The 7,471-nt window shown below is 71.6% G+C and carries 2 protein-coding genes; both read left to right on the top strand.

All coding sequences use genetic code 11. From position 1 onward, the window contains the following. Window positions 1–2,645 (top strand): type I polyketide synthase (locus tag VD972_RS21635; protein WP_324989930.1); only part of this gene is annotated, 2,645 nt, incomplete at its 5' end. 13 nt (window positions 2,646–2,658) lie between these two features. After that, window positions 2,659–7,471: polyketide synthase (locus VD972_RS21630; RefSeq protein ID WP_324989929.1), on the top strand; the 4,813-nt coding region annotated here is incomplete at its 3' end.

Below are 7,471 nucleotides of genomic sequence, written 5' to 3'. Positions count from 1 at the left end.
CTCCGGTCATGCCGGCGGCGGTGTTCGCGGAGATGGCGATCGCGTCCTCGCGCCGCGTGCTGGGCGAGGGGTGGGAGAGCATCGAGGAGGTCTCACTCACCCAGCCGCTGGCGCCGGGCACCAGGCGCCGGCGCGTCCAGCTCGTGCTCAACCCTGGGCCCGAGCGCGCGCGCTTCGAAGTGCTGAGCCGTCCCCTGGAAGGGGGCGCCTGGACGCGGCACGCCCACGGGTGGCTTGGCCGAGGCAAGAGCCGTGCGGGCGGACAGGACCTGACGCTCGAGGCGGCCCGCGCGCGGTGCCAGAGGGAGATCCAGGTTGAGGAGCGCTACCAGGCCCTTGCAGGTGTGGGCCTGGAGTACGGGCCGGCCTTCCAAGGTCTCGAGAAGCTCTGGCTGGGCGAAGGCGAGGCGCTGGGGCGCGTGCGGCTCCCTGAGGTGGCGAGCGCAGAGGCGAGCCGGTACCACCTCCACCCCGCGCTGCTCGAGAGCTGCCTGCAGATCGCCACGGTGGGGCTGGAGGGGACGGCAGAGGCCGGGTGGGTGGTCTCGGGGTGGCGGCGAGGGCGAGTGGAGGGCCGGGCCTCGGGGGTCTTGCACGGGCATGCCGTGCGCCGCCCAGGCCGCGAACCTGGAGCCCCCAGCGAGATCGATCTGAGGGTGTGGGACGAAGCGGGCCGGAGCGTGGTGGAGTTCGAGGGGCTCGTGCTCCAACAGGCGCGGCGCCCGCTGGAGGAGGCGCTCTACACGCTCGCGTGGCTCGCGCGGGAGCAGGCTCGCTCTGAGGGGACTTCCCGTCCGGAGAAGCCTGGCCGCTGGCTCCTCCTCGGTGAGCGTGGCGGAGCGGGTGAGGAAGTGGCCCGCCGCCTCGAGGCGCTCGGGGCGGAGTGCGTGTGGGCCCGTGCCGGGCAGCAGCAGCGAGTGCTCGGTCCCGGGCTGTATGAGGTGGATCCCGCGCGCCCCGATGCCTTCGACACGCTGGTACGCCAGGAGACGGACCTCCGGGGAGTGCTCCACCTCTGGAGCCTCGACATGGCCACGGGCGTGTCCACCACCGCAGAGACCTTGATCGACGCGGAGCGGCTCCTGTCGCTGAGCACGCTCCATCTCGTCCAGTCCCTCTCCCGGCTGGGAGGGACGCGGGCGCCACGCCTGTGGCTGGTGACACGCGGCGCGCAGGCCGTCGCGGAGGGAGATGCGCCAGTGGCTGTCGCCCAGGCCCCGATGTGGGGGCTCGGCAGGACGGTGATGCGGGAGCACCCGGAGCTGCGCTGTGTCTGCGTGGACCTGGGCTCCCAGGTGGCCACGGACGAGTACGAGGCCCTGGTAGGGGCGCTCTTCCAGGAGGATCGGGAGGAGCAGCTCGCGTTCCGTGGGCAGCGCCGGTACGTGGCGCGGCTCGTGCCGCATGAGCTCCCGGCGCGGACGGCGCCGCTGAAGTCCCTCTCGCCGGAGGCCTCCTATCTGGTGACGGGAGGACTTGGCGCGCTCGGGCAGGTGGTGGCGCGGTGGCTGGTCGAGCGCGGGGCGCGCCACCTGGTGCTGATGGGCCGGAGTCCTCCCTCGGAGCTCGCTCGGGCCACGATCTCCGAGCTGGAGCGAGCGGGAGCCCGGATCCGGGTCGAGCAGGTGGATCTGGCAAGGCCTGAGGCGGTGACGCGGGCGCTCTCCTCGATCGAGGGGGACATGCCGCCGCTGCGCGGGGTGCTGCACCTGGCCGGAACGATCGAGGATGCGCCGCTGGTGCGCATGACGGTGGAGCAGTTCCGCCGCGTGACCAGCGCCAAGCTGGAGGGCGCCTGGAACCTGCACGCGCTCACGGCCGGGAAGCCGCTGGACTTCTTCGTCCTGTTCTCCTCGCTTGCCTCACTGCTGGGCTCGCCAGGGCAGGCCAACTACGCGGCTGCGAACGCCTCCCTCGAGGCGCTGGCCGCCCACCGGCGCGCCCTGGGGCTGCCGGCGGTCTGCTTCAACTGGGGCGCGTGGAAGGTGGGCATGGCGACCCGGTTCTCCGAGTCCTACTGGCGAGAGCGGAACCTGCGCCAGATCGCTCCAGAGGAGGGGATGGCGGTCCTGGCGCGGATGGGGGACGCGGATGTGCCGCAGCTCGCCGCGCCCGCAGTGGATTGGGCCCGGTTCCTGTCGGACGCGGACGAGATCCCTCCCGTGTTCGACGAGATCACGGCGAGGTTCCGCAGGACTCCCCGTGGGGAGCGGGCCTCGGTGGGAGGGCTCGCCGAGAAGATCCGCGAGGCGCGGCCGGGCGAGCGCCGGGAGCTGCTCATCTCCAGCCTGCAACACGGCGTGGCCGCGGTCCTCGGCTTCGATGCGTCCAAGCCCCTGGAGCGCAAGGGGTTCTTCGACATGGGCATGGACTCGCTGAGCGCGCTCCGCTTCTCGCAGCGGCTCAAGGCGGAGATCGGCTCCACCCTGCCCGTGAGTGTCATCTTCCGCTACCCGACGGTCGAGTCCCTGGCCCATCACATCCTTGAGGACGTGCTCCAGATCCCTGCCGAGGCGCCGGCGCCCGCTCCCGTGGAGGATCGGGCGCTCGATACCGAGGTCGCCCAGATGTCGGATCTCGAGGTCCAGGCGGCCCTGGCCGAGCTGGCCGACAGCGTGTTGGGTGATGGCGACGAGGCCGAGTGAGAGTGGAGCACCCATGAGCGACAGCCCCCGTAACGACGATGTGCTCAACGCCCAGAAGCGGACGCTGCTCGCGCTCAAGAAGCTCCAGGCGCGCGTGGACGCCATGGAGCGGGAGAAGCATGAGCCGATCGCCATCGTCGGCGCCGCCTGCCGCTTCCCTGGTGGCGCGAAGGATCTGGACTCCTACTGGGAGATGCTGCGCGACGGGACGGACGCGATCTCGGAGATCTCCAAGGATCGCTTCGATATCGATCGCTACTTCGACCCGGATCCGGACGCCGCGGGGAAGATCTACTCGCGCTCGGCGGGCCTGCTGCGGGACATCGATCAGTTCGACGCGCGCTTCTTCGGGATCTCGCCCCGGGAGGCCACCCAGATGGACCCACAGCAGCGCCTGCTGCTGGAGGTGAGCTGGGAGGCACTCGAGGATGCGGGGCTGGCCGCCGATAAGCTCGCGGGGACACCCACGGGCGTCTACGTGGGCATCAGCTCGGGCGAGTACGGCCTGCTCACCACCCGCGATCCGTCCTCCATCGATCCGTACTCGGGGACTGGAGCGGGGCTCGCGTTCTCGCCCGGGCGGATCTCGTACATCCTTGGGCTGCACGGGCCCAGCATGGCCCTGGATACGGCGTGCTCCTCCTCGCTGGTCTCGGTCCACCTGGCCTGCCAGAGCCTGCGGCTGGGGGAGTGCCGGGTGGCGCTGGCGGGTGGGGTGATGCTGCTGATGTCGCCCGTCCCCTTCCTGATGATGTCCCGGCTGCGGGCGCTGTCGCCGGATGGGCGGTGCAAGACCTTCGACGCGGCGGCCAACGGCATGGTGCGCGGCGAAGGCGGCGGCATGGTCGTGCTCAAGCGGCTGTCGGACGCCGTGGCGGAGGGCGATCGGATCCTCGCGGTGATCCGCGGCTCGGCCGTCAATCATGACGGCGCCGCGGGTGGCTTCACTGTCCCCAACGGCGCGGCGCAGGAGCGGGTCATCCGCGGGGCCCTGGCGGATGCCCGCCTCCAGCCCGCGGATGTCACCTACGTGGAGGCGCACGGCACGGGCACCTCGCTGGGCGATCCCATCGAGATCGACGCCCTGGCGCGTGTGCTCGGGCAGGATCGGGCGCCAGAGCAGCCGCTGTGGGTAGGCTCGGTGAAGACGAACATCGGGCACCTGGAGTCCGGTGCCGGCATCGCCGGGCTGCTCAAGGCCGTGGTGGTGCTGCGCCAGGGAGAGATCCCCCCGCACCTGCACTTCAAGAACCCCAGCCCCCACATCCCCTGGGATCGGGTGCCTGTGCGCGTGCCAACCGAGCGGATGCCCTGGCCCGCGACGGGCAAGCGGATCGCCGGGGTGAGCTCATTTGGCATGAGCGGCACCAACGCGCACCTCGTGCTGGAGGCGCCACCCCCGCCTGCGCCGGTGCAGGCCCAGGGGCCGGAGCGTCCGGTGCGGGTACTGGCGTTGTCGGCGCGCAGCCGCGAGGCGCTGCTGGCGCTGGGCGAGCGCTACCGTCAGCATTTGGCGAAGACCCCAGAACTGTCGCTGGCGGATGCCTGCTTCACCGCCAACGTGGGCCGGGCGCACCTGTCCGAGCGAGTGGCCATGGTGGGCACCTCGCTCGCCGAGCTGGGGGACCGTCTGGCGGAGCTGCCGCAGCGGCTCGCCGAGGCTGCGTCCGCGGGCACGCAGGAGAAGCCGCGGATCGCCTTCCTCTTCACCGGGCAGGGCTCGCAGCACGTGGGCATGGGGCGGCAGCTCTATGAGACGGAGCCTGTCTTCCGCCAGGTGATGGATCGCTGCGACGAGCTCCTCCGGCCGCTGCTGCCCTCACCGCTCTTGTCGATCCTCTACCCGGAGCAGGTGCCAGGAGCCGCCACGGGCCTGTCCATTGATGACACGCAGTTCTCCCAGCCTGCGCTGTTCGCGCTGGAGGTGGCGCTGGCGGAGCTGTGGCGCTCCTGGGGCATCACCCCGGACGTGGTGCTGGGGCACAGCGTGGGCGAGATCGCCGCCGCGCACGTGGCCGGCGTGTTCAGCCTGGAGGAGGGGCTGCGGCTGGTGGCGGAGCGGGCCCGGCTGATGCAGTCCCTGCCCCCAGGTGGGGCCATGGCGGCGGTGCTCGCCCCCTTGCGCCAGGTGGAGGCGCTATGGGGCGCCGAGGCCGACGCGCTGTCCATCGCCGCGGAGAACGGGCCCACGGAGGCGGTGGTGTCCGGTCCGGCGGCAGCCGTGGAGGCGCTGATACAGCGGGCCGAGACCGAGGGGCTGAAGTGGCGCCGGCTGACCGTGTCTCACGCTTTCCACTCTGCGCTGATGGAGCCGATCCTCGCGCCCTTCGAGCGCGCTCTCGAGGGCATCGCCTTCGCGGCGCCGCGCCTCAAGCTGGTGTCCAACCTCACCGGGGCCGTGCTGGGCGCCAAGGAGATCCCCGACGCGGCCTACTGGCGGAAGCACATCCGCGAGCCCGTCCAGTTCGCCCGAGGCATGAAGGCGATCGAGGAGCTGGGCGTGGGCGCCTTCCTCGAGATCGGCCCACGGCCGGTGCTCCTGGCGGCGGGGCAGCGCTGTCTGTCCGACAGTCGCGCGGAGTGGGTACCCTCCCTCCGGCAGGGGCACGAGGACGGGCGGCAGATCCTGAGCGCGCTGGGCTCCTTGTATGCCCGCGGCGCCCAGGTGGACTGGGCTGCCTTTGAGCGAGGCCGTGGCCAGCGCCGCGTCTCGCTCCCGACCTATCCCTTCCAGCGGCAGCGGTACTGGGCGCGCACGGTCGCGGACGAGGCGGTGGAGCCCGTCGCTGGCACGCAGGCCCGGCCCGGCACCGAGGCCGCCGAGGTACCGGCTCCCCCCACGGCCGAGCCGCAGCTCGTCACCCGGCTGAAGAAGGCGCCCGCCGCGCGCCGGCGCGATCTGCTGGCGGGCCATGTCCGCGAGCTGGTCGGGCGCGTGCTGGGGCTCGAGCCGTCCCAGCCGATCGATCCGCAGGAGGGCTTCTTTCAGATCGGCTTCGACTCGCTCATGGCGGTCGAGCTGCACAAGCGTCTCCAGGCGTCGCTGCAGCACGAGCTCCCTTCGACGATCGCCTTCGATCACCCCACCGTCGAGCGGCTGGTGGAGTTCCTGTGCAAGGAGCTGCCGTACCTGGGTGAGCCGCGCCGCGAGCTGGTCGTGGCGACCGGGGTGGAGGTCCACCGCGACGAGCCCATCGCCATCGTCGGCATGGCCTGCCGGTTCCCTGGCGGCGCCAATGACACGCGCACCTTCTGGAAGCTGCTGCGCGAGGGCTGGGACGGCACGAGCGAGGTGCCACCGGACCGCTGGGACGTGGACGCGTACTACGATGCGGATCGCGATGCACCAGGGAAGATGGTCACGCGCCGGGCTGGCTTCCTGCGCGGCGTGGCTGTCCAGGACTTCGATGCGCGGTTCTTCGGCATGTCACCCCGCGAGGCGGCGGCCATGGATCCACAGCACCGGCTCGCCCTGGAGGTGAGCTGGGAGGCGCTCGAGGACGCGGGCTACGGAGCCGAGCGGCTCATGGGCAGCCGCACCGCGGTGATGCTGGGCATCGCCAGCGGCGACTACAGCGCCATGCAGGGCAAGCAGGAGTTCACCCGCATCGATCCCTATGTGATCACCGGCAACGCCTTCAGCTGCGCAGCCGGGCGGATCTCCTACATGCTGGGGCTCCAGGGCCCGTGCCTCTCGCTGGACACGGCGTGCTCTTCCTCGCTGGTGGCCACGCACCTGGCCAGCCAGGCGCTGCGCAACGGTGAGGCGGACCTGGCGCTCGTGGGCGGCGTCAACCTGCTGCTCACGCCGGAGCCGTTCGTCTTCTTCTCGCGGCTGGGAGCGCTGGCGGCGGACGGCCGCAGCAAGACCTTCGATGCCTCGGGGGATGGCTACGCGCGCGGCGAAGGCTGCGGCATGATCGTGCTCAAGCGCCTGTCCGAGGCGCAGCGGGACGGGGATCGCATCCACGCCGTGCTCCGGGGCTCGGCCGTCAACCATGACGGGCGGACCAGCGGCTTCAGCGTGCCGAGCGGGCCCTCCCAGCAGCTCGTCATCCGGCGCGCGCTCCAGAGCGCGGGGGTGGAGCCAGCACAGTTGGGCTACGTAGAGGCCCACGCGGCGGGGACTCCGCTGGGCGATCCGATCGAGATGCAGGCGCTGGGAGAGGTGATGTCCGAGGGGCGCTCGGAGGACGATCAGCTGCTGGTCGCCTCGGTGAAGACGAACTTCGGCCACCTGGAGGCCGCGGCGGGGGTGGCGGGGCTCATCAAGACCATCCTCTGCCTCGAGCACGCAGAGATCCCGGCGCACCTGCACTTCAAGACGCCGAGCCCCTCCATCCCCTGGGAGCGCCTCCCGGTGGAGGTGCCGACGCAGCTCAAGCCCTGGCCTCTGAAGGAAGGGCCACGCCGGGCCGGGGTGAGCTCGTTCGGCATGAGCGGCACCAACGCGCACCTCGTGCTGGAGCAGGCGCCAGAGCCTGCTCCGGTGGTGGAGGCAGCGGCCACGCAGGAGCCTCCCGCTCCGCGCGTGGACCTGCTGTCCCTGTCGGCCCGGAGCCCCGAGGCGCTGAGGGCCGTGGCGATACGCTGGCTCGACGCGCTGCGCGAAGGCACGCTCTCGGGCTCACGCATGGAGGATCTCTGCCACGCGGCCGGTGTCCGGCGCAGCCATCACGCGTGGCGGCTGGCCCTCACCGGTCGTCAGCCCGAGGAGCTCCAGCGAGGTCTGGAGACCTTCCTCCAGAAGCCACGGGTGGATGGCGTCATGCCTCCCATCACGGGCCGGCGCAGGGTGGCCTTCGTCTTCTCCGGGCAGAACTCCT

Origin of the sequence: Hyalangium sp. (assembly GCF_035629615.1) — a bacterium.
Classification (GTDB): domain Bacteria; phylum Myxococcota; class Myxococcia; order Myxococcales; family Myxococcaceae; genus Hyalangium.
Note: the sequence above shows the minus strand (reverse complement) of the source record. Positions and strands in the feature narration are given on the sequence as shown.